The sequence below is a fragment of the Nonomuraea sp. NPDC003709 genome (assembly GCF_040610775.1).
Lineage (GTDB): Bacteria > Actinomycetota > Actinomycetes > Streptosporangiales > Streptosporangiaceae > Nonomuraea > Nonomuraea angiospora_A.
Genome location: NZ_JBEXMW010000014.1, coordinates 236,542 through 258,718 on the forward strand (window position 1 = coordinate 236,542; position 22,177 = coordinate 258,718).

General features: G+C 70.4%; 18 protein-coding genes. 12 read left to right on the top strand and 6 right to left on the bottom strand.

From position 1 onward, the window contains the following. Positions 1-14: 14 nt before the first annotated feature. From ABZX61_RS36930 to ABZX61_RS36945, 4 genes are all read left to right on the top strand, one after another. Complete coding sequence (locus tag ABZX61_RS36930) at positions 15-1,748, top strand: ABC transporter substrate-binding protein (protein ID WP_355200833.1); 1,734 nt, start codon at positions 15-17, stop codon at positions 1,746-1,748. Between the two features lie 93 nt (positions 1,749-1,841). Then, positions 1,842-2,855: an ABC transporter permease gene (locus ABZX61_RS36935; protein WP_350735351.1), complete on the top strand. Its 1,014-nt coding sequence runs from the start codon at positions 1,842-1,844 to the stop codon at positions 2,853-2,855. Then, positions 2,852-3,880, top strand: coding sequence for an ABC transporter ATP-binding protein (locus ABZX61_RS36940; protein ID WP_355200835.1), 1,029 nt, complete (start codon positions 2,852-2,854; stop codon positions 3,878-3,880). The genes ABZX61_RS36935 and ABZX61_RS36940 overlap by 4 nt, the downstream gene beginning before the upstream one ends. Further along, the gene (locus ABZX61_RS36945; protein ID WP_350735355.1) at positions 3,877-4,905 is read left to right on the top strand and encodes a dipeptide ABC transporter ATP-binding protein; all 1,029 of its coding nucleotides are present in this window, start codon (positions 3,877-3,879) and stop codon (positions 4,903-4,905) included. Before ABZX61_RS36940 ends, ABZX61_RS36945 begins: the two co-directional genes overlap by 4 nt. Before the next feature lie 31 nt (positions 4,906-4,936). Here ABZX61_RS36945 and ABZX61_RS36950 read toward each other — a convergent pair whose 3' ends face one another. The 3 genes from ABZX61_RS36950 to ABZX61_RS36960 all read right to left on the bottom strand — a co-directional run bounded on the left by ABZX61_RS36950 (position 4,937) and on the right by ABZX61_RS36960 (position 7,765). Further along, the gene (locus ABZX61_RS36950; RefSeq protein WP_185076857.1) at positions 4,937-5,620 is read right to left on the bottom strand and encodes a response regulator transcription factor; all 684 of its coding nucleotides are present in this window, start codon (positions 5,618-5,620) and stop codon (positions 4,937-4,939) included. Further along, positions 5,617-6,792 carry a sensor histidine kinase gene (locus tag ABZX61_RS36955; protein ID WP_350735358.1) on the bottom strand — a complete coding sequence of 392 codons (1,176 nt, stop codon included), beginning with the start codon at positions 6,790-6,792 and terminating at the stop codon, positions 5,617-5,619. Before ABZX61_RS36955 ends, ABZX61_RS36950 begins: the two co-directional genes overlap by 4 nt. 112 nt (positions 6,793-6,904) lie before the next feature. Continuing rightward, entirely contained in the window at positions 6,905-7,765 is an 861-nt protein-coding gene (locus ABZX61_RS36960; RefSeq protein ID WP_355200837.1) for a RecB family exonuclease, read from the bottom strand. 116 nt (positions 7,766-7,881) lie between these two features. Here ABZX61_RS36960 and ABZX61_RS36965 point away from each other — a divergent pair, with 116 nt between their 5' ends. Together ABZX61_RS36965 and ABZX61_RS36970 are read left to right on the top strand one after the other, a co-directional pair. Then, the gene (locus ABZX61_RS36965) at positions 7,882-9,018 is read left to right on the top strand and encodes a site-2 protease family protein (RefSeq protein ID WP_350735362.1); all 1,137 of its coding nucleotides are present in this window, start codon (positions 7,882-7,884) and stop codon (positions 9,016-9,018) included. A gap of 344 nt (positions 9,019-9,362) precedes the next feature. Continuing rightward, positions 9,363-10,811 carry an FHA domain-containing protein gene (locus ABZX61_RS36970; RefSeq protein ID WP_355200839.1) on the top strand — a complete coding sequence of 483 codons (1,449 nt, stop codon included), beginning with the start codon at positions 9,363-9,365 and terminating at the stop codon, positions 10,809-10,811. Between the two features lie 59 nt (positions 10,812-10,870). Here ABZX61_RS36970 and ABZX61_RS36975 read toward each other — a convergent pair whose 3' ends face one another. From ABZX61_RS36975 to ABZX61_RS36985, 3 genes are all read right to left on the bottom strand, one after another. After that, entirely contained in the window at positions 10,871-11,023 is a 153-nt protein-coding gene (locus ABZX61_RS36975; protein ID WP_355200840.1) for a hypothetical protein, read from the bottom strand. Between the two features lie 103 nt (positions 11,024-11,126). Further along, positions 11,127-11,666, bottom strand: a complete 540-nt coding sequence (locus tag ABZX61_RS36980) for a hypothetical protein (RefSeq protein WP_350735370.1) — start codon at positions 11,664-11,666, stop codon at positions 11,127-11,129. Between the two features lie 147 nt (positions 11,667-11,813). Then, on the bottom strand, positions 11,814-12,902 hold the full coding sequence (locus ABZX61_RS36985) for a GNAT family N-acetyltransferase (protein ID WP_355200842.1): 1,089 nt from the start codon (positions 12,900-12,902) through the stop codon (positions 11,814-11,816). A gap of 55 nt (positions 12,903-12,957) precedes the next feature. On the opposite strand from ABZX61_RS36985, the gene ABZX61_RS36990 reads away from it, so the two are divergent. From ABZX61_RS36990 to dop, 6 genes are all read left to right on the top strand, one after another. Then, on the top strand, positions 12,958-13,809 hold the full coding sequence (locus tag ABZX61_RS36990; protein ID WP_350735376.1) for a tRNA (adenine-N1)-methyltransferase: 852 nt from the start codon (positions 12,958-12,960) through the stop codon (positions 13,807-13,809). 194 nt (positions 13,810-14,003) lie between these two features. Further along, the gene (gene arc / locus ABZX61_RS36995; protein WP_318786861.1) at positions 14,004-15,776 is read left to right on the top strand and encodes a proteasome ATPase; all 1,773 of its coding nucleotides are present in this window, start codon (positions 14,004-14,006) and stop codon (positions 15,774-15,776) included. A gap of 136 nt (positions 15,777-15,912) precedes the next feature. Next, on the top strand, positions 15,913-18,153 hold the full coding sequence (gene hypF, locus ABZX61_RS37000; RefSeq protein ID WP_355200844.1) for a carbamoyltransferase HypF: 2,241 nt from the start codon (positions 15,913-15,915) through the stop codon (positions 18,151-18,153). A gap of 98 nt (positions 18,154-18,251) precedes the next feature. Then, a complete protein-coding gene (locus ABZX61_RS37005; RefSeq protein ID WP_355200846.1) occupies positions 18,252-19,427 on the top strand; it encodes a pyridoxal-phosphate dependent enzyme in 1,176 nt (391 codons plus the stop codon). 67 nt (positions 19,428-19,494) lie between these two features. Beyond that, complete coding sequence (locus ABZX61_RS37010; protein ID WP_355200848.1) at positions 19,495-20,574, top strand: acyltransferase; 1,080 nt, start codon at positions 19,495-19,497, stop codon at positions 20,572-20,574. Between the two features lie 86 nt (positions 20,575-20,660). Next, positions 20,661-22,175, top strand: a complete 1,515-nt coding sequence (gene dop, locus ABZX61_RS37015) for a depupylase/deamidase Dop (RefSeq protein WP_350735387.1) — start codon at positions 20,661-20,663, stop codon at positions 22,173-22,175. Positions 22,176-22,177 lie beyond the last annotated feature (2 nt).

The window sequence follows — 22,177 nt, forward strand, 5'->3', positions numbered from 1 at the left end:
CGTCGGCAGTGGCGATGACCGCCGCTCTCGCCGTGGTCGTCTCGGCGTGTGGCGGCGGTGGCGGTGCCAAGAGCACCAGCGGCACCGGCAGTGACGAGAAGCCCGCGAGCCAGTACAACGCGGGTGTCACGCAGGTCGTCAACCCGTCGGAGAAGACCGGCGGCACCCTGCACATGGGCATGCCGGGCGACTTCGACTCCGTCGACCCCGGCGACCAGTACTACGGCTACGCGTGGAACTTCTCCCGCTTCTACACGCGCGCGCTGACCATGTTCAAGCCGGTGCCGGGCGAGGAGGGCCTGCAGCTCGTCGGCGACCTGGCCGAGGACCTGGGCAAGCCCAGCGACGGCGGCAAGACGTGGACGTACAAGCTGCGCAAGGGCATCAAGTTCGAGGACGGCAGCCCCGTCACCGCCAAGGACGTCAAGTACGCCGTGGCCCGCTCCCTGGACAAGGACATCCTGCCCAGCGGCCCGACCTACTTCAACGACTGGCTCGACCTGCAGGGCTACACCGGCCCGTACAAGATGAAGGACAAGCTCGACGACTTCAAGGCCGTCGAGACGCCTGATGACTACACCGTCGTCTTCCACCTGAAGAAGGCCTACGGCGGCTTCGACTACTTCGCCATGCTCCCGCAGACGGCCCCGGTGCCCGCGGCCAAGGACACCGGCTCGAAGTACAAGGAGCACCCGGTCTCGACCGGCCCCTACATGTTCAAGTCGCACGAGCTCACCAAGCGCATCGAGCTCGTGAAGAACCCGAACTGGGACCCGGCGACCGACCCCAACCGCAAGCAGCTCAACGACTCCGTCGAGGTGCTGCTCGGCCAGAACGAGGACGACCTCGACCAGCGCCTGCTGTCCGGCAAGATCGACGTCAAGATCAACAGCACCGGCGTGGCGGCCAACGCCCGCAAGACGGTCCTGACCGACCCGAAGGTCAAGCAGTACGCCGACTCGGCCGCGATCGACCGGACCTGGTTCACCAACATCAACGGTGACGTCAAGCCGTTCGACAACATCCACTGCCGCAAGGCCGTGATGTACGCCGCCGACCGCTCCGCGATCCAGGGCGCCTACGGCGGCCCCGACGCCGGCGGCGACGTCGCGCTCAGCCTCATGCCGTCGAAGATGACCGGCTACCAGAAGATCGACCCGTACGGCGTCGAGGCCAACCCGACCGGCGACCTCACCAAGGCCAAGGAGGAGCTGACGGCCTGCGGCCAGCCCAACGGCTTCAGCACCACCATCTCCTACCGTAACGAGCGCGCCGCCGAGAAGCTGACTGCCGAGTCGCTGCAGCAGTCGCTCGGCCGCGTCGGCATCAAGCTGGAGATCAAGGGCTACCCGCAGGGCGACTACTTCAAGCTGTACGCCGGCAAGCCCGACTTCGCCAAGAAGAACAACCTCGGCCTCATGGTCTACGGCTGGGGCGCCGACTACCCCGAGGGCTTCGGCTTCTTCCAGCAGATCGTCGACAGCCGCGTGATCCGCGACGCCGGTAACACCAACCTCGGCGTCAAGGACCCGAAGATCGACGAGCTCATCGACCAGGCCGCCGGGGAGACCGACGCCGCCAAGCGCAACGCCATCTGGGCGCAGGTCGACAAGCAGGTCATGGACTCGGCGTTCATCCTGCCCTACGTCTGGGCGCACGGCCTGTTCTACCGGCCGCCGACGCTGAAGAACGTCTTCGTCAGCCAGAACTGGGGCATGTACGAGTACCTCACGCTGGGCACCCAGTAACCGGTCAGGCGACCCCGCCGGACACGTCCGTCGAAAGCAGGTGAAGGCTCCGGCGGCCGGGCTCACGAGGCCCGGCCGCCATGGCCGAGATCAGTGTTCACATACATTCTCAGACGGTTGATAGCGGCCGTCATGCTGCTCTTCGTGGTGAGCATCACGACGTTCGCCATCTTCTTCCTCGTGCCTCGGCTCGCTGGGATGTCCGCTGACGACCTCGCCTCTCGTTATGTCGGCAAGGCCGCCAACGAGCAGGTCATCCACGACACGGCGATCCGGCTGGGGTTCTACGATCCGCTCCTGGTCCAGTACGGGCGGTTCGTGAAGGGCATCTTCGTCGGTGTGGAGCGCAACTACGGTCCCGGCGTCGAGCTGTGCCCGGCGCCCTGCCTCGGTTACTCGTACGTCACGCAGAACCCGGTCCTGCCCGACCTGCTCGACCGCATACCGATCACGCTGTCGCTGGCGCTCGGCGCGGCCCTGGTGTGGGTGTTCTTCGGCGTGGCCACCGGCGTGGTGTCCGCGCTGCGGCGCGGCAGCTTCTTCGACCGCATCTCCATGGGCGTCGCCCTGGCCGGCGTGTCGCTGCCGATCTTCTTCACCGGCATCGTGTCGCTGGCCATCTTCCGCGACCAGCTCGGCCTCGTCGGCGACGTCGCCGACTGGGTGCCGTTCAGCGAGGACCCGCTCACCTGGGCCAACAACCTGATGCTGCCCTGGATCACGCTCGCCTTCCTGTACGCCGCCGGTTATGCCCGGCTCACCAGGGCGGGCATGCTGGAGACCATGTCCGAGGACTACATACGCACGGCCAGAGCCAAGGGCCTGCCCGAGCGGGCCGTGGTGCTCAAACACGGGCTGAGAGCCACGCTCACCCCGGTGCTGACCATGTTCGGCCTGGACCTGGGCCTGCTGCTCGGCGGCGCGGTGCTGACCGAGAGCACGTTCTCGCTGCCCGGCATCGGCAAGTACGCCAGGGACGCCATCGAACGCAACGACCTGCCCCAGGTGATGGGCGTCACCCTGGTGGCGGCGGCCTTCATCATCGTCGCCAACCTGATCGTCGACCTGCTCTACGCGGTCGTGGACCCGAGGGTGAGGCTGTCGTGAGCGCATTTCTCCAGGTCAAGGACCTCAAGATCCACTTCCCGACCGACGACGGCCTGGTCAGGTCCGTCGACGGGCTGACGTTCGACCTCGAACGCGGCAAGACGCTCGGCATCGTCGGCGAGTCCGGCTCCGGCAAGTCGGTCACCAGCCTCGGCATCCTCGGCCTGCACAAGGGCAAGGGCGCCAACGTCTCCGGGGAGATCTGGCTCGACGGCGAGGAGCTCGTCGGCGCCTCCCAGGAGCACGTGCGCGGGCTGCGCGGCAAGAAGATGGCGATGATCTTCCAGGATCCGCTGTCGTCGATGCACCCCTTCTACACGGTCGGCGACCAGATCGTCGAGGCGTACCGCATCCACCACAAGGTCACCAAGGCCGTGGCGAAGAAGCACGCCATCGACATGCTCGGCCGGGTCGGCATCCCCGAGCCGCAGCGCCGCGTCGACTCCTACCCGCACGAGTTCTCCGGCGGCATGCGCCAGCGCGCCATGATCGCCATGGCGCTGTCGTGCGACCCCGAGCTGCTCATCGCCGACGAGCCCACCACCGCGCTCGACGTGACCGTGCAGGCCCAGATCCTCGACCTCATGGTCGACCTGCAGCGCGAGTTCAACTCCGCGCTGATCATCATCACCCACGACCTGGGCGTGGTGGCCGAGCTGTCCGACGACATCCTGGTCATGTACGCGGGCAAGTGCATCGAGTACGGCAGCGCCGACGACATCTTCTACCGTCCCGAGCACCCCTACACATGGGGTCTACTGGGATCGATGCCCCGGCTCGACCGGGAGCCCACCGAACGGCTGCTGCCGATCAAGGGCTCCCCGCCGTCGCTGATCAACGTGCCGCCGGGCTGCGCCTTCAACCCCCGCTGCCCGTACGTCGAGCGGACCGGAGACAAGGCCAAGTCCGAGGTTCCGGAGCTGCTCCAGACCCAGGGCGGCCACCTGGTGCGCTGCCACATGGACCGGACGGAGCGGCGGGAGCTGTGGGAGAACGAGATCAAGCCACTGCTGGAGACCCAGTGACCGAGCCCAAGAACGAGCCGCTCCTTTCCGTACAGGGCCTGGAGAAGCACTTCCCCGTGACGAAGGGCCTGCTCAAGCGGCAGGTCGGCGCCGTCAAGGCGGTCGACGGGATCAGCTTCGACGTGTTCAAGGGCGAGACGCTCGGCCTGGTGGGGGAGTCCGGCTGCGGCAAGTCCACCACCGGCCGGCTGGTCACCCGGCTCCTCGAACCCACCGCCGGCAAGGTGATCTTCGAGGGCGAGGACATCACGCACATGGGGCAGGGCAAGCTGAGGCCGCTCCGCCGCGACATGCAGATGATCTTCCAGGACCCGTACTCGTCGCTCAACCCCCGCCACACGGTCGGCACCATCGTCGGCGCGCCGTTCCGCATCCAGGGCGTCAAGACCGAGCACGGCGTCAAGCGGGCCGTCCAGGACATCCTCGCCCTGGTCGGGCTCAACCCCGAGCACTACAACCGCTACCCGCACGAGTTCTCCGGCGGCCAGCGGCAGCGCATCGGCATCGCCCGCACCCTCGCGCTCAAGCCCAAGCTGATCATCGCCGACGAGCCGGTCTCCGCACTCGACGTCTCCATCCAGGCCCAGGTCGTCAACCTGCTCGAAGACCTGCAGAACGAGCTGGACCTCACCTACGTCGTGATCGCCCACGACCTGTCGGTGGTGCGGCACATCAGCGACCGGGTGGCCGTCATGTACCTGGGCAAGATCGTGGAGATCGGCGACCGCAAGCAGCTCTACAGCGCGCCGATGCACCCGTACACCAACGCCCTGATGTCGGCCGTGCCCGTCCCCGACCCCAAGGCGCGCAAGGAGCGCGAGCGCATCCGGCTGGCCGGCGACGTGCCCAGCCCGCTCAACCCGCCGCCCGCCTGCCGCTTCCACACCCGCTGCTGGAAGGCGCAGGAGATCTGCAAGACGGTCGAGCCGCCCCTGGAGGAGCTGGCCAGCGGCCACCGCGTCGCCTGCCACTTCCCGGAGAACGCCCCCGCCTCCGCCGAGGCCGCCCCCGCCGCCGCGTCCTGACGGTGACCTGACCGGGGGTGCGCCCCCGGTCTCAGGAGTACGTGCCCGGCGTGATCAGCCCGGTCTCGTAGGCCAGCACCACGGCCTGCACGCGGTCGCGCAGCCCCAGCTTGGTCAGCACGTTGCCGACGTGGGTCTTGACCGTCGTCTCGCTCACGACGAGCTTGGCCGCGATCTCCGCGTTGGACATGCCCTTGGCGATCAGCCGCAGCACCTCCAGCTCCCGCTCCGTCAGCCGGTCCAGCCGCGCCGGAGCGGGCTGCTCGTACGCCGACGGCAGCCGCTTGGCGAACCTGTCGAGCAGCCGCCGCGTCACGCTCGGCGCCACGATCGCGTCGCCCGCCGCCACCACCCGGATCGCCTGCACCAGCTCGTCGGGCGGCACGTCCTTCAGCAGGAACCCGGACGCGCCCGAGCGCAGCGCCTCCACGATGTACTCGTCCAGGTCGAACGTCGTCAGCACCAGCACCTTCGGCACGTGCGCCGTCGGCGCCGCCTCCCGCACGATCCTGCGGGTCGCCTCGATGCCGTCGACGCCCGGCATGCGGATGTCCATCAGCACCACGTCGGGCAGCAGCGCCCGCGTCTGCTCCATGGCGTCCTTGCCGTCGCCCGCCTGCCCCACCACCGTGATGTCGGACTCGGCCTCCAGAATCAGGCGGAATCCCGTACGCAGCAGCGGCTGGTCGTCCACCAGCAGCACTCTGATCGTCATTGGCCGTCCTTCAACGGGAACCTCGCCCGCACTTCGAAACCGCCCCCCGGTAGCGGACCGATGTTGAGGATTCCACCATAGAGTGCGACCCGTTCGCGAATGCCCACCAAACCGTGCCCTGGCGGCGCGGACACCCCGGCCGCGCCCAGCCCGTCGTCCTCCACCCGTACGTCCAGCTCACGGGGGTCGTGGCGGACGGTCACCACGGCCTTCGCGCCCGCTCCGGCGTGCCGCAGGCTGTTCGTCAGCCCCTCCTGGGCCAGCCGGTAGGCGGCCAGGTCGACCCCGGCGGGCAGCGGCCGCGGCTCCCCCTCCACGATCAGCCGGGTCGCCAGCCCCGCCTCGCGCATCTGCTCCACCAGCGCGGGCAGATCGTGCACGCCGGGCTGCGGGCCCAGCTCGGCGCGGGCGTCGGTACGCAGGACGCCGACGATGCTGCGCATCTCCGTCATCGCCATCCGGCCGGTGTGCTCGATCGCCGACAGCGCCTCGCGCGCCAGGTCGGGATCGGAGGCCAGCACCCGGCGCGCCGCGGCCGCCTGCACGGTCATCACGCTGACGTGGTGGGCCACCACGTCGTGCAGCTCGCGGGCGATCCGCGAGCGCTCTTCGGCGCGGGCCGCCCTTGTGTCGGCCGCGCGCGCCCGCTCCAGCCGCTCCGCCCGGTCCTTGAGCTCGTCCAGGTACGCCCGGCGCAGCCGCAGGCTCCGCCCCGCGCCCCACACCGCCACCAGCACCACGGCCACCACGACGTGCTCGCTCCAGCTCGTCGCCCTGACCGGGCCCGCCAGGGCGCCCAGCACGTACGTCACCAGCGAGATCAGCAGCCCCGCCAGCGCCATCGCCAGCCCGCGGTAGGAGGCCACCGAGTACAGCAGCACCAGCCCGGCCAGCCCCGAGATCCCGGTCCCGTAGCCGAGCACGGTCAGCAGCGTCTCGGGCACCAGCTCGGCGCACATCGCCGCCAGCGGCCACCGCCTGCGCGCCGCCACGGGCACGCACGCCAGCACCACCAGGACTCCGCCCAGCGGGTCGGGGGCGCGCATGCCGTCGACCGCCAGGCCCTGCGCCTCCAGGCGGTCGGGACCGTAGAGCACGAACATCGCCACCGACACCGCGGCCACCACCCCGGCGAGCACGGAGTCGTGGAACGTGGTCCGGTCTGTGCGCACCGCTTCACTGTAGGCCCAGGTGAAAACCCGTAACCTCCTCCCTCGGGAGGATTACCACCCACCCGCCCCCAAGCCCGCGCCGCCCCGGCGCGGCGGATGCGCTTGGGGTGGGTCAGAGTTCGTCGGTGGCGGCGCGGCGGTGGGTGCGGGTGGTGTCGCCCGGTTGGCGGGCCGGGATCGGTGGGGGTGTGCCGCCGAACTCCGGGCACAGGGCCTGGTGGTCGCACCAGTCGCACAGGCGGCTGCGGCGGGCCCGCCACTCGCCGGACTCCAGCGACCGCTCGATCGCCGTCCACAGCGCCATCACCTTGCGCTCGGTGGCCAGCAGGTCGGCCTCGTCCGGGGCGTAGCGCAGCACCTCGCCCTGCCCGCCCAGATAGACCAGCTGCAGCAGCCGAGGCACCTGGCCGCGCAGCCGCCACAGCACCAGGGCGTAGAACTTCATCTGGAACAGCGCCTTGGCCTCGAAGTCGGGGCCCGGCGCGCTGCCCGTCTTGTAGTCGACCACCCGGACCTCGCCGGTCGGCGCCACGTCGAGCCGGTCGACGTAGCCGCGCAGCATGAGCCCCCCGTCGAGGACCGCCTCCACGTAGAGCTCGCGCTCGGCGGGCTCCAGCCGCGTCGGGTCCTCCAGCGTGAAGTAGCGCTCCAGCATGCCGCGCGCCTGGACCAGCCACTCGGCCTGCTCGGCCTCGTCGGCGAACATCTGCGCGTACTGCGCGTCCTCGTCCAGCAGTCGCTGCCACTGCGGCTCCAGGAGCTCCAGCGCCGCCTGGACCGAGCGCCGCGGCGCCGGGAGGTCGTAGAGGCGCTCCAGGACCGCGTGCACCACCGTGCCGCGCACCGCCGCCTGCGAAGGCTTCTCGGGGAGCTGGTCGATCACCCGGAAGCGGTAGAGCAGCGGACAGGTCATGAAATCGCCCGCCCGGGACGGGGAGAGAGCTCCGATGATCTCCGGTTCGGTCAACGTCATGCACCGCACTCTAGGTCAAGACCCCGACAGAATAGCCCTCGCGCCACGATGATCACCCGATCCGGCGCGTAGCATCAAGGCAGCAACAGCACGTAATGGACGTTTCAAGGAGTGCGGTGAGCGAGCAGAGCCCGCGGCAGGAGTTCTCCGGTCTTCGGATGGGGAAGCCGTTCGGCATTCCGGTATACGTCTCGTGGACATGGTTCATCGTGGCGGCGGTCATCACCTGGGTGTTCGGGCGCCGGGTGACCAACATGCTGCCCGAGCTCGACAGCGCGGCCGCCTACGCGGTCGCGTTCGTGTTCGCGGTGCTGCTGTACGTGTCGGTGCTGCTGCACGAGCTGGCCCACAGCGTGCTGGCCAAGTTCTACGGCCTACCGGTGCGCAGGATCACCCTCTACCTGCTCGGCGGCGTGTCGGAGATCGAGAAGGAGCCGCCCACGCCGGCCAAGGAGTTCCTGGTCGCCGCGGCGGGGCCGGCGCTGTCGCTGGGCCTGGCCGGGCTCGGCCTGGCCGCCGACGTCTACGTGATCAACGGCGGCGGCATCGTCGAGGTGCTCGTCTGGTGGCTGTGGGTCGCCAACCTCATCGTCGGCGTGTTCAACCTGCTGCCCGGCCTGCCCCTGGACGGCGGCCGGATGCTGCGCGCCGGAGTCTGGAAGCTGACCAAGAACCCCAGCTCCGGCACCATCGTCGCCGCCTGGGGCGGCCGCGTGCTGGCCGTGCTGCTCGTCGTGTTCTCGATCGCCACGGCCCTGCAGAGCGGCCAGGTGACCGACCCGCTGGACCTGCTGTGGCCGTTCGTGCTGGCGTCGTTCATCTGGCTCGGCGCGAGCCAGTCGCTGCGCGTGGCCAAGATCCGCGCCAGGATCCCGCAGGTCAACGCCCGCGCGCTGGCGCGCAGGGCGATCCCGGTGACCGCCGAGACGCCGCTGTCGGAGGCGCTGCGGCAGGCCGCCGAGCGCAACGCGGGCGCCCTCGTCGTGATCGGCCACGACGGCGAGCCCCTGGCCATCGTGAACGAGGCCGCCGTCCAGGCCACCCCCGAACACCGCCGCCCCTGGGTGAGCGCCGGCTCGGTCGCCAAGTCCCTGGAGCCCACCATGGTGCTCGCGGCCGACCTGACCGGGGAGCCGCTCATCGACGCCATGCGCGAGGCCCCGGGCAGCGAGTACCTCCTGGTGGAACGGGGCGGCGAGATCTACGGGGTGCTCGCCACGGCCGACGTGAACCGGGTTTTCACGGGCGTCTGATTTGTCCCACTCGTTTAAGCGGCGGGCCATGGATAGGGTCGTGTCCAGCAGTTTCGGGCGGCCGGAGCCGACTCCGGCCGGTTACTGCGATGTGACGACTGGCCGATAGTGTTCTGTTTGGCCAGACTTGCACAGTTGAGGGGTTTGCCGCAGTCCATCGGTTCACCGAATCGAGACGACGTGGCCGCGGCACGGCCCCTTCGTCTGGGTATGCGTATGGCTGGTGGCCAGCACGGCAGTGCGGGTGCCGTAATTTCGCCGGCTTCCGGGGAGGAGACACGAGTGACCGAGCGCAGCGAGGGCACCGATGAGCAGCGCAGCGCCGTCGTCATGAGGGAGGACGCATGACCGACCAAGGCTTCGGAGTGGTGCGTCCGCTTCCCGGTAACGGGCTTGTCGCCTACGCGGGCGGGCTGCTGCTGGTGTGCGACGCCGGCGAGGCCGCGGCCGACGACCTGCTCGACGCGCTGCGCGAGACGGCCGCGTCCGGCGGCGACGGCAGGGCGCTGGCCCGCCGCGCCGCTCAGGTGCTCGCGGCCAACATGGCCGGCGACCCGGCCACCTGCGCCGTCGCGGGCCGGGTCGGAGAAGGCGTGGCCGTCCTGGTCAGCGGCTCGGCCGCGGCCGTCATCGGCACCCCGGGCGGTGAGACGCGGCTGGCCGGCAGCGACTCGCTGACGTGGGCCGACCGGCTCGTCACCGGGCCCGTCGAGCGGGTCGAGCTGAGCCTGCCCGGCGCCGGCACCCCGCACCCCGCGGTCCGCTTCGACGGCGGCGTGGTGCACGGCGGAGGCCTCGTGGGCGACCTCACCGAGCGCTCCTCGGCGCCCGCCCCGTCCAGGCCGCTCACCAGCGAGATGCCCGCCACGGCCTTCCATCTCGAAGCCGACCTGGTCCAGCAGCCGCCCGCGCCGGTGGAGCGGCCGCCGTACCCGCTGGCCGACCAGCCGCCGGTCGTGCCGGGGCCGCCGTCGGGCCCGCAGCCCGCGCCGGTGGAGCAGCCGTCGTACCTCTCTCCCCAGGACCAGCCCCCGTACGTCCCGCCCCAGGACCCGCCGCCCTACCACACGCCGCAGGATCAGCCGGCCCCCTTCTTCGCGCCGCCGCAGGATCAGCCGCCGCCCCTGCCGGAGCCGCAGCAGTTCCCCTCCTACGACGAGCCGCCCCCCGGCAACGGCGTGGCCGACCAGCCCATGCCGCAGCACCTGGGCCCGTCCGACCACTTCGACCAGCCCGCGCCGCCCCTGCTCGGCCCGCCCGACCACTTCGACCATCCGGGCCAGCCGCCGCAGGATCAGCAGCAGCAGGACCACGGCGACCGCCCCCTGGTCTACGGCGTCGACTGCAAGAACGACCACTTCAACGACCCGCGCTCGCCCTACTGCGCGGTCTGCGGCATCGCGCTGGTGCAGCGCACGCTCGTCCCCTACAAGGGGCCGCGCCCGTCGCTCGGGGTGCTCATCCTCGACGACGGCACCGCGCTGCCGCTGGAGACCGACTACCTGCTGGGCCGCGACCCCGAGCGGGCGCCCGAGGTGGCCGGCGGCACCGCCAGGCCCGCCAAGGTGACCAGCCCGGACGGCTCGGTGTCGCGCCGCCACCTGCGGGTGGCGCTCGACGGGTGGGACGTCAACCTGGTCGACCTGGGCTCGGTCAACGGCACCCAGATCCAGCCGCCCGGTGACCCCAACTTCTACGACATCCCGCCGAACGAGCCGGTCACCATCGCCCCCGGGACGACGGTCCGGGTCGGCGTCTCCCGCACGCTCCGCTTCGAGGCTCACCGGGGATAACCCGGCCGCCGGAACGCCCGCGCCCCCGTCCCGGGGCCGCGGGCGTTCTCGTACGCCGCTCAGGACGCCAGGAACTCAGGGGCGGCGAGCTGCCCCGGCTCGTACCGGTGCACCGCGACATACGGCCGCCCCGGGAGAGCGCGGCGTCGCCTGAGACGGGCGAGGGCTACGGCGCCGTCCGCGAGCATTCTCACGGAGAGCCAAAGCTCCATGATTTATTGATAAATAGTCAAATATCCGCAAAATCTTCGGACAAATGGGGCGGGCGGGAAGCGGCCATTCTCCGCCCGATCCAGGCAGGCAACCGGTCGTCCCTTACCCCGGGATCCGGTCGCCTCCAACGGGGAGGTTCGGCGGCTGGGCCGGGCAGAACGCCCGTACCCCGCGCAACAGCCGTACCGCGGCCTCCAGCCCGCTCGCCGCCTCCAGCGCCCGCCCGGCGGCGGTCGAGAAGCGGCTCAGCAGGTGCTCGTCCCCGTCGCCGAACCCCCGCCCGGCGACCCACACGAACGTGTGGTCCCGCGTCGCCAGCGGCAGGGGAGTGGCCAGGAAGCCCGGCTCGCCCACCGCCGCGTCGCGCGCCAGCCGGACCGTCGCCGGCACGGTCGCCAGCTCCTTCAGCACTCCCGACTCGGCCAGCCACCGGCGCACGCGCTGGGGATCGCCGGGAGGGGCGTGCGTGTGGATCGCGTCGGCCTCCAAACGCAGGGCGTCCACGCGCACGAATCCCGCGTAGGCCGTGCCCGTGACGGCGGCGGCGGTACGCGCCAGCCGGTCGAGCAGGTCGACGGCCTCCAGGCAGGAGAACGAGGCGATGAGTTCACGCATGGCGGCATCGGCATGGTTGTATGACATCGCGGTGGTCCCTCGGGGGGAGGAGAGATCGCGCGGCCCGCTCGCGCGAAACTGAAGTGCGGGTGCCCTGACTATCACCCCCGACGCGGCTCCTGACTAGCCCTCAACAGGAAATCGGGATTTCTGCCCCCTCCCGGTCCGCACGCGTCACGTGGGACGCAGCACCGACCACGCCAGGTCGTCCGCCCGCGTCCCGTCCGCGTTGACGAACAGCCCCCGGTGCACGCCCTCCCGGCTGAACCCGGCCCGCTCCAGCACCGCGTGCGAGGCCGCGTTGCCCGGGTCGGTGCCGGCCACGATCCGGTGCAGCGCCGTGTTCGCGAACGCCCAGTCCACCAGCAGCCGGACCGCCCGCGTCATGAACCCCTTGCCCCGGAACCCGGGCACCAGCGAGTAGCCCACCATGGCCTGCCCCAGCGAAGGAACGACGTGCGCCAGCTGGATGTGCCCGGCGAACGCCCCCGACGCCGCGTCCCTGACGGCCAGCTCGATCCGCTGCCCCGACACCCACCAGTAGCCGGTGTAGCGGCAGCGCCGCTCGTGCTCCTCCAGCGTGCCCATCGGCCCGAAGTGATAGGCCGCCACGGTCGGGTCGGCCAGCATCCGGTGGAAGTCGCCGGCGTCCTCCACGGCCATCGGCACCAGCCGCACCACGCCGTCGCACAGCTCCCCGTCCGCGAAGAACGGCAGGTACGGCTCCGCCGTCACCGCGTCCTCCGCCAGCCGGGCGAAGGTGACCATGTCGACGTAGCGGCCGTCGCGCAGCCGCTTGGCGTCCCGCCGGCGCCCCTCCTCGAGGAAGCCCGCCTTGACGGCCACCCGCAGGCTCGCCACGTTCTCCACCGCGGCCTGCAGCTCGACCCTGCGCACCCCGTGGTCGAACAGCCAGTCGGTGACCGCCCTGGCCGCCGTCGCCGCGACGTTCCTGCCCCGAGCCCACGGCGCGACCACGTAGCCGATCGAGGCCACGCCCCACTGATCGGGCGGCACGATCCCGATGGAGCCCACGTAGCCGCCGTCCTGCGCGATCACGAACTCCGCGCCGCCGTCCGCCCACTTCGCCGCCGCCTTCTCCAGGAAGGCGTGCGCGTCCTGCACCCGGTACGGCGACGGCAACGCCGGCAGGAACCGGGCGGTCACCGGGTCGTTGCACACCTTCACGATCGCCTCGACGTCCTCCTCCGCGGGAGGCCGGAGAATCAGGGGACCGGTGGAGATCACGTCGCGCGGAAGCATCCCCCATAGATACCGTGCGTCCGGACGCACTCGAAAGCCCTATAACCTTGCGGCCATGGGTTTCCGCAGGCATGGGCCTTTCCAGGCGGGGGATCAGGTGCAGCTCACCGACCCCAAGAACAAACGCCACACGATCACGCTCAAGGAGGACGGCGTCTTCCACACCCACAAGGGCGCCATCCCGCACAGCGACCTGATCGGGCAGCCTGAAGGCTCCGTCGTGCGCTCCTCGGGGGGCACCCAGTACCTCGCCTTCCGCCACCTGCTGCAGGACTACACGCTGGCCATGCCGCGCGGCGCGGCCGTCATCTACCCCAAGGACGCCTCGATGATCGTCGGCATGGCCGACATCTTCCCGGGCGCGCGGGTGATCGAGGCCGGCGTCGGCTCCGGCGCGCTGACGTGCTTCCTGCTGCGGGCCGTCGGCCCCGACGGGCACGTCACCTCGTACGAGCGGCGCCAGGAGTTCGCCGACGTGGCGAGCAAGAACGTGGAGAAGTTCTTCGGCGGCCCCATGGACGACAACTGGCGCCTGGTCGTCGGCGACCTGGTCGCCTCCATCGACGAGAGCGACGTCGACCGGGTGATCCTCGACATGCTCGCCCCGTGGGAGTGCGTCGACGCCGCCGCCAAGGCGCTCACCCCGGGTGGCGTGATCTGCTGTTATGTCGCCACGACCACGCAGTTGTCCAAGACGGTCGAGATGATTCGCGATCACGGGTGTTTCACGGAGCCGCATGCGTGGGAGACCCTGGTTCGCGACTGGCACGTCGAAGGGCTCGCGGTAAGACCGGATCATCGGATGATCGGTCACACGGGATTCCTGGTCACCGCCCGCCGCATGGCGGACGGAGTGACGCCCCCGCCGAGACGCCGTCGACCGAAGGGGACCACCGAAGAACTATGACAATTTGGCCACGAGGGTGCGTTGGTGCGTGACACGGGAACAGATTCCCGTGTGCAGGTGCTGGGAGTATTAAACGCACTATTGAGGATTATTCACCGAATACTGAATGTCACTCTACGAACACTGCCCGGCCAGGTTACGGAGGGGCCCGAGATAGGTAAGGTCCTAAGTAGTCGCCCTCGACTGGGAAGGAGGTGACGGGCGTGGCAGCTCGCGATGATGCTGAGGCTCGAGCCGCGCAGCGCGAACGGGAGGTCGCTGATCTTTCAACACAGGTCTCCTTCCTCCAGGAGGAGATCACCGCGCTGAGGCGGAAGCTGGCCGAGTCACCCCGTCAGGCCAGGGTCCTCGAAGAGCGTCTTCATGAGGCGCAGGCGAATCTCGCGGCCGTGACCGGCCAGAACGAACGCCTGGTCGCCACACTGAAGGAGGCCCGGGACCAAATCGTCGCCCTCAAGGAGGAGGTCGACCGGCTGGCGCAGCCGCCATCCGGTTTCGGCACCTTCCTCGAGGCCAGAGAAGACGGCACCATCGAGGTGTTCACCGGCGGCCGCAAGCTCCGGGTGAACGTCAGCCCTGCCGTCGACATCGACTCGCTGCGGCGTGGCCAGGAGGTCATGCTCAACGAAGCGCTCAACGTGGTCGAAGCTCTCGGCTACGAAGAGGTCGGCGAGATCGTCATGCTGAAAGAACTGCTCGACGAGGGCAAGCGGGCCCTGGTCATCTCGCACGCCGACGAAGAGCGGGTCGTGCGACTGGCCGAGTCGTTGGTCGGCCAGCCCATCAGGGCCGGCGACTCGCTCCTGCTCGAGCCGCGCTCCGGCTACGTCTACGAGCGCATTCCCAAGTCCGAAGTCGAAGAGCTCGTCCTCGAGGAGGTCCCCGACATCTCCTACGAGGAGATCGGCGGCCTCGGCAGGCAGATCGAGCAGATCAGGGACGCAATCGAGCTGCCCTACCTGCACGCCGACCTGTTCCGCGAGCACAAGCTCCGGCCCCCCAAGGGCGTGCTGCTGTACGGCCCGCCCGGATGCGGCAAGACGCTCATCGCCAAGGCGGTCGCCAACTCCCTGGCCAAGCAGGTCGCGGAGAAGACCGGCCAGTCCGGCAAGAGCTTCTTCCTCAACATCAAGGGCCCCGAGCTGCTCAACAAGTACGTCGGCGAGACCGAGCGGCACATCCGCCTGGTCTTCCAGCGGGCCCGTGAGAAGGCCTCCGAGGGCACCCCGGTGATCGTGTTCTTCGACGAGATGGACTCGATCTTCCGCACCCGAGGCTCCGGCGTGTCCTCCGACGTGGAGAACACCATCGTCCCTCAGCTGCTGTCGGAGATCGACGGCGTCGAGGGTCTGGAGAACGTCATCGTCATCGGCGCCTCCAACCGCGAGGACATGATCGACCCGGCGATCCTGCGGCCCGGCCGCCTGGACGTCAAGATCAAGATCGAGCGGCCGGACGCCGAGGCGGCCAAGGACATCTTCTCCAAGTACCTCATCGCCGACCTGCCACTGCACCCGGACGACCTCACGGAGCACGCCGACTCCCGCGAGGGCACCATCCAGGGCATGATCCAGAGCGTCGTCGAGCGCATGTACACCGAGAGCGAGGAAAACCGCTTCCTCGAGGTGACCTACGCCAACGGCGACAAGGAAGTCCTCTACTTCAAGGACTTCAACTCCGGCGCGATGATCCAGAACATCGTCGACCGTGGCAAGAAGATGGCCATCAAGCAGTTCCTCGAAACCGGCCAGAAGGGCCTGCGGGTGCAGCACCTGCTCACGGCCTGCGTGGACGAGTTCTCCGAGAACGAGGACCTGCCCAACACCACCAACCCCGACGACTGGGCCCGCATCTCCGGCAAGAAGGGTGAGCGGATCGTCTACATCCGCACGCTCGTCTCCGGCAAGCAGGGCACCGAAGCCGGCCGGTCCATCGACACCGTCGCCAACACCGGCCAGTACCTGTAGAACCCCCGAACGGGAGGGCCGCCGCGGCCCTCCCGTTCGCATGTCCGCGCCCCGCCGCGGCGACCCCGGCGAGGACGCCGGACGCGACACGGCCGATACGCATGCACGCCGCCCCGATCAGGCGCACACTGGGCTGATGACCACGCTCAAACGAGTAGACGTGCACGTCGAAGGCGTCGTCCAGGGCGTCGGCTTCCGCCCCTTCGTGCACTCGCTCGCCCGCCGGCTGGGTCTGGCCGGGCGGGTGCACAACGACGTCGACGGAGTGCACATCGAGGTCGAAGGCGCCCTGGCCGGCGTCGAGGAGTTCCTGACCGCGCTCGAACGCGACGCGCCCGCCCTGTCCGAGATCGAACGCGTCACCGTCGTCAGCGCCCGCCCCACCGGCCACAACGGCTTCACCATCGCCGCCGGCCTCCCGTCGGGCCCGCTGCGGCCCCTCGTCCGCGCCGACGGCGCCACCTGCGACGACTGCCTGCGCGAGCTGGCCGACCCCGCCGACCGCCGCCACGGCTACCCGTTCATCAACTGCGCCAACTGCGGCCCCCGCTTCACGATCGTGCGCGGCGTCCCGTACGACCGGCCCCTGACCACCATGGCCGGCTTCGGCATGTGCCAGGCGTGCGCGGCCGAGTACCACGACCCCGGCAACCGCCGCCACCACGCCCAGCCCACCTGCTGCCCCGCCTGCGGGCCCCGGCTGCGGCTGCGCGACGCCCGCGGCACCGAGCTGTGCGGCGACCCCATCGCCGGCGCCGTCACCCTGCTGCGCGCCGGGCGCGTCGTCGCCGTCAAGGGCCTCGGCGGCTTCCACCTCGCCGTGCCCGCCGCCGACGAGCGGGCCGCCGCGGCGCTGCGCGGCCGCAAGCACCGGGAGGAGCAGCCGTTCGCCGTCATGACGGCCGACCTGGCGCAGGCGCGGCGGCTGTGCGAGATCGACGAGCATGCCGCCGAGCTGCTCACCGGCCGCGCCCGGCCCATCGTGCTGCTGCCCCGCCTGCCCGGCGCCCCCGTCGCCGCCTCCGTGGCGCCCGCCACCCGCAGCCTCGGCCTCATCCTGCCCTACACGGCCCTGCACCACCTCCTGCTCGCCGAGCTCGCCGAACCCATGGTCCTCACCGGCGGCAACGTCTCCGGCGAGCCCATCGCCTACGAGGACGACGACGCGCTGACCCGCCTGAGCGGCATCGCCGACGCCTTCCTCATCCACGACCGCCCCATCCACGTACGCGCCGACGACTCGGTCGTGCGCCCCATGGCGGGCGAGGTGACCGTGCTGCGCCGGGCCCGCGGGTACGCGCCCGAACCGCTCGCGATGCGCTGGCCCGCGCCCCGGCCCGTGCTCGCCTGCGGCGCCGAGCTGAAGAGCACCTTCTGCCTGGCCGAAGGACGGCGCGCGTTCGTCTCCCAGCACATCGGCACCCTGGAGAACCACGAGACGCTCCGGTCGTTCGTCGAGAGCATCGACCACTTCTGCGGCCTGTTCGGCATCCGGCCCGAGGTCGTGGCGCACGACCTGCACCCCGGCTACCTGTCCACCCGGCACGCCATGGAGATCCGCGGCGTCGAACTCCTCGGCGTCCAGCACCACCACGCCCACATCGCCTCCTGCCTGGCCGACAACGGCGACCCCGGGCCCGTGCTCGGCGTCGCCCTCGACGGGCTCGGCCACGGCCCCGACGGCACCCTGTGGGGCGGCGAGTTCCTGCGCGCCGACCTGACCTCCTTCGAACGCCTCGGCCACCTCGCCCAGGTCCCCATGCCGGGCGGGAGCGCCGCCGTGCGGCAGCCCTGGCGCATGACCGCCGCCTACCTCGGCGACGACCACCCCGGCCTCGACGTGGCCCGCCGCAACCCCTGGGCCGACGCCCTCCGGCTCGCCCCCGGCTCCCCGCTGACCTCCAGCGCGGCCCGCCTCTTCGACGCCGTCGCGGCGCTGCTCGGCGTCCGCGACAAGATCACGTACGCGGGGCAGGCCGTCGTCGAGCTCGAACAGCACGCCGACCCCGCCGAGCGCGGCACGTACGAGGCCGGGATCACCCACGGCGACCTGCTCGTCGTGGAGGGCGCCGACCTCGTCCGGGCCGCCGCCGCGGACCTGGCCGCGGGAGCCTGCACCCGCGCGATCGCCGGACGCTTCCACAACGGCCTCGCCGACGCCGTCACCCGTGCCTGCGACACCCTCCGCCACGCCACCGGGCTGACCGCGGTGGCGCTGTCGGGCGGGATGTTCCAGAACGCGCTGCTGCTGGAGGCCACCGTGGCCCGGCTGCGCGCGGCCGGGTTCCGGGTGCTCAAGCACGTGCGCGTGCCGCCCGGCGACGGCGGCGTCAGCCTCGGCCAGGCCGCCGTCGCCGCCGCCCGCGACCGCGCCTGACCACCCTTAACCGTGCCCTCACCGTGCTCTCCTCAGGCTCTCATCGCGGCGGAGTGGCGGGCCGGGGGAGAGCGGCCGGTCGCCCTAGCATGGCGATCATGGAGTACCTCAACCCCGCCCGCGCCCCGTACACCGCGCACGACCGCGCGCTCATCGGGACCGAGCACGCCCGCCAGGCCCGCGCCCACTTCGCCCGGCACCCCTCCTACCGGCCCACGCCGGTCCGCACCATCCCGGACCTGGCCGGAACCGAAGCCGTCCACGTCAAGGACGAGAGCGGGCGCATGGGGCTGGGCAGCTTCAAGGCGCTCGGGGGCGCGTACGCCGTCCACCTGCTCGCCGAGCACGAGGGCGGCGGTACGCCGTTCGTGTGCGCCAGCGCGGGCAACCACGGCATCTCCGTAGCCTCCGGCGCCGCCGAGGTCGGCGTGGACTGCGTCGTGTACCTCAGCGAAGGCGTCCCCGAGGCGTTCGCGCAGCGGCTGCGCGGGCTCGGCGCCGAGGTGCGGCGCAGCGGCGAGGACTACGAGGCCAGCATGGCCGCCGCGATCCAGGCCGCCGAACGGAACGGCTGGCGGCTCGTCGCCGACAGCTCCTGGAACGGCTACACCGGCATCCCGCTCGACGTCATGCGCGGCTACACCGTCCTGTTCGACGAACTCGCCGACCCGGGCGCCCTGCCCGCCGTCCCCGCGCAGACCGCGCGCACCGGCGGCCCCGCCACGCCCCCAGGAGCGCGCGCCGGCCTCGAGTCGTACTCGGGCAGGCTCAACGGCTCCTCGGCCCTGACCGGCGGCCACAGCACGCCCCACGGGGCCGCGGGCGCGCCCACCCACGTGTTCCTCCAGGCGGGCGTCGGCGGGCTCGCCGCCGCCGGGGCCGCGTACGTGCGCGACCGCTGGGGCGAGCAGCCCAAGATCGTCGTGGTCGAGCCGGAAGGCGCGCCCTGCCTGCTCGAAAGCGCCCGGGCCGGCGAGCCCGTACGCGTCCAGGGCGGCCGCACCATCCTCGGCCGCCTCGACTGCCCGGAACCCTCCGTCATCGCTTTCCAGCTCCTCCACCACCTCGCCGACCTCTACATGACGATCACCGACGACCAGGCGGCCGACGCCGCCCGCCTCCTGGCCGGCCACGGCGTCCACCTGTCCGGGTGCGGCGCCGCCGGAGCCGCCGGCCTGCTCGCCCTCACGCCCGCGGCCCGCGACGCGCTCGGGCTCGACGACGCCTCCCGCCCGCTGGTGGTGGGAACGGAGGGCCCCGTGGAACCAAAGTGATCCAGGTGACGTCAAAAAGGGCGTGCACGCACCTAACCGGCCCAAGCATGCTCGGGGGGACGGCCGGTTGGCCGAGCTCGACCTCCTGCGCTTCATCGCCGCCCTGGCCGTCGTCGCCTTCCACTACCTGGTGGCGTACGCGTCCGTCTGGGGGGCCAGGCCCGCCGCGCTGTTCCCGCCGCTGGCGCCCTTCGCGGGGTTAGGCATCCTCGGTGTCGAGCTGTTCTTCATCATCAGCGGGTTCGTCATCCTCATGACCGTGTGGGGGCGCGGCCTCGGCGGGTTCGCCCAGTCCAGGTTCGTCCGCCTCTATCCCGCGTACTGGCTCAGCCTCGTCGCCACCGCGGCGCTCTACGGGCTCACCGGCGCCAAGGCGCTGGACCCAAAACTTTCACCAGGCGACTATCTGGTGAACGCCACCATGTTCCAGCGGTTGTTCAAGGTCACCGACGCCAGCCAGGTCTACTGGTCGCTGTGGGCGGAGCTCCGCTTCTACCTGCTGATGGTCATCCTCGTGATCATCGGGGTCACGTACGGGCGCGTCCTGATCTTCTCCGGCGTCTGGCTGGTGGCCGCCTTCGGCGCCGACCTGCTCGGCAACGAGATCGTCAACGAGATCGTCATGCCCGACTACGCGCCCTACTTCATCGCCGGCATGTCCCTCTACCTCATCCACAAACACGGCAGCGCCTGGCTCCCATGGCTCTACGTGGCCGGCGCGTACGCCCTGTCGATCGGCTCCGCGCTCGACCGGGTCCACCGGCGCGTCGACAACGTCGGGTTCAAGAACATGCCCGTCACCGACGTCAGCGTGATCATCACCATCACGCTGATCTTCGCCGTGATGGCCGTCGCCGCCCTCGGGCTGATCCGCCTCAAACCGTCCAGGACGCTCACCGCGCTCGGCGGCATCACATACCCGCTTTACCTGTTCCATGGCGTCGTCGCGGTGGCCCTCATCCCAGCGCTCACCGGCCACATGCCCCCCTGGGCCATCGCCGCCACGACCGTCCTGACGGCCGTGGTGCTGTCGTATCTCGTGTACTCCTTTGCCGAACGGCCCATCCAGCGGCTACTCAAGCCCCGCAGACCCACGCAAACCCCATCAGCTCCGGCCGTACAGGTTGAAAAGGCGTCGGTGCCATAACTCTGTGACCCTGGGGCACTGTGAAGGGCATAGGCTCGGGCATATAAACGGCGGATAGGCAGATCCGGACGAACAGAGGGTGTTGCATGACGGTGCGTCGGGTGATGGGCATCGAGACCGAGTACGGCATCTCCGTACCCGGCCAGCCAGGCGCCAACGCGATGGTGACCTCCTCGCAGGTCGTGAACGCCTACCTGGCCGCCTCGGCGGCCCGGGCGCGCAGGGCCCGGTGGGACTTCGAAGAGGAGAACCCACTCCGCGACGCGCGCGGCTTCGACCTGGCCAGAGAGGTCGCCGACACCAGCCAGCTCACCGACGAGGACCTCGGCCTCGCCAACGTCATCCTCACCAACGGCGCCCGGCTCTACGTCGACCACGCCCACCCCGAATACAGCTCGCCCGAGTGCACCAACCCCCGGGCCGCCGTCATCTGGGACAAGGCCGGCGAACGCGTCATGTACGACGCCGCCACCCGGGCCTCCGCCATCCCCTCCAACGCGCCCATCCAGCTCTACAAGAACAACACCGACGCCAAAGGCGCCTCCTACGGCTGCCACGAGAACTACCTCATGCGGCGCGCCACCCCCTTCGCCGACATCGTCCGGCACCTCACCCCCTTCTTCGTCTCCCGCCAGGTCGTCGTCGGCGCCGGCAAGGTCGGCATCGGCCAGGACTCCCGCGGCGAAGGCTTCCAGATCAGCCAGCGCGCCGACTTCTTCGAGGTCGAGGTCGGCCTCGAGACCACGCTCAAGCGGCCCATCATCAACACCCGCGACGAGCCGCACGCCGACCCCGAGAAGTACCGCCGGCTGCACGTGATCATCGGCGACGCCAACATGTCGGAAATTTCGACATATCTGAAGCTGGGCACCACCGCCCTCGTCCTCGCCATGATCGAAGAAGGCTTCCTCACCCGCGACCTCGCCGTCGAAAACCCCGTACAAGCCCTCCGGGCCGTCTCCCACGACCCCACCTGCCGCTACGAGATCGCCATGCGCGACGGCCGCAAGCTCACCGCCATCCAGCTCCAGATGGAATACCTCGAACAAGCGCGCAAATACGTCGAAGAGCGAGGCACCGCCCAAGAGGAGATGAACAAGGACATCCTCGACCGCTGGGAGTCCGTCCTCACCCGGCTCGCCGAAGACCCCATGCAGCTCTCCCGCGAACTCGACTGGGTCGCCAAACTCGAACTCCTCGAGGGCTACCGCACCCGCGACGGCCTGCCCTGGTCCCACCCCAGACTCCAGCTCGTCGACCTGCAATACTCCGACATCCGCCCCGACCGCGGCCTCTACAACCGCCTCGTCGCCCGCGGACGCATGCAACGCCTCGTCACCGAAGACGAAGTCCAGCGCGCCGTCGAACACCCGCCCAACGACACCCGCGCCTACTTCCGCGGCCGCTGCCTGCGCCAATACAGCGAATCCGTCGCCGCCGCCTCCTGGGACTCCGTCATCTTCGACATCCCCGGCCGCGAATCACTCCAGCGCGTACCCACCCTCGAACCACTGCGCGGCACCAAAGCCCACGTCGGCGAACTCTTCGACCGCTGCCGCACCGCCGCCGACCTCGTCGCCGCCCTCACCGGCGGCGACTGAGC

Bases quoted from the DNA above. Each gene is read 5' to 3' on its own strand.
- ABZX61_RS36930 (WP_355200833.1), top strand. From the start codon at position 15: ATGACCGCCGCTCTCGCCGTGGTCGTCTCGGCGTGTGGCGGCGGTGGC.
- ABZX61_RS36950 (WP_185076857.1), bottom strand. From the start codon at position 5,620: ATGACGATCAGAGTGCTGCTGGTGGACGACCAGCCGCTGCTGCGTACG.
- ABZX61_RS36960 (WP_355200837.1), bottom strand. From the start codon at position 7,765: ATGACGTTGACCGAACCGGAGATCATCGGAGCTCTCTCCCCGTCCCGG.
- ABZX61_RS36970 (WP_355200839.1), top strand. From the start codon at position 9,363: ATGACCGACCAAGGCTTCGGAGTGGTGCGTCCGCTTCCCGGTAACGGG.
- ABZX61_RS36975 (WP_355200840.1), bottom strand. From the start codon at position 11,023: ATGGAGCTTTGGCTCTCCGTGAGAATGCTCGCGGACGGCGCCGTAGCC.
- ABZX61_RS36980 (WP_350735370.1), bottom strand. From the start codon at position 11,666: ATGTCATACAACCATGCCGATGCCGCCATGCGTGAACTCATCGCCTCG.
- ABZX61_RS36985 (WP_355200842.1), bottom strand. From the start codon at position 12,902: ATGCTTCCGCGCGACGTGATCTCCACCGGTCCCCTGATTCTCCGGCCT.
- ABZX61_RS36990 (WP_350735376.1), top strand. From the start codon at position 12,958: ATGGGTTTCCGCAGGCATGGGCCTTTCCAGGCGGGGGATCAGGTGCAG.
- hypF (WP_355200844.1), top strand. From the start codon at position 15,913: ATGACCACGCTCAAACGAGTAGACGTGCACGTCGAAGGCGTCGTCCAG.
- ABZX61_RS37005 (WP_355200846.1), top strand. From the start codon at position 18,252: ATGGAGTACCTCAACCCCGCCCGCGCCCCGTACACCGCGCACGACCGC.
- dop (WP_350735387.1), top strand. From the start codon at position 20,661: ATGACGGTGCGTCGGGTGATGGGCATCGAGACCGAGTACGGCATCTCC.